The following is a 242-nucleotide window of genomic DNA, read 5'->3' as shown; positions in this document are numbered from 1 at the left end:
TCTTATAGCACGGAAAACGAAAAACGGCATTCCCTGTGAAAGGATTTTGCGCATGATTTCATCCAATGAACCGAATACGTACGAAAAAATCGGCCGTGCGTTAAAGTCCATTCGCATCGAAAAACAGTTTAAACTTAAAGATATCGAAGCGATTAGCGATATGAACGGGCCAACCATCTCCAACATTGAACGAGGCAAGCAAAATGTCTCCATCGGGTGGTTAGTCCATTATGCGAATGTCC

Annotated in this window: 1 protein-coding gene; it reads left to right on the top strand. The window is 43.0% G+C overall.

Annotation, left to right across the window (positions count from 1 at the left end):
- Positions 1–52 precede the first annotated feature (52 nt).
- Positions 53–242: helix-turn-helix domain-containing protein (locus R0J87_RS23865; protein WP_498889504.1), on the top strand; the 190-nt coding region annotated here is incomplete at its 3' end.

It is taken from the genome of Halomonas sp. SIMBA_159, assembly GCF_046536035.1.
Taxonomy (GTDB): Bacteria; Pseudomonadota; Gammaproteobacteria; order Pseudomonadales; family Halomonadaceae; genus Vreelandella; species Vreelandella venusta_A.
This window is presented reverse-complemented; position numbering and strand designations above follow the sequence as displayed.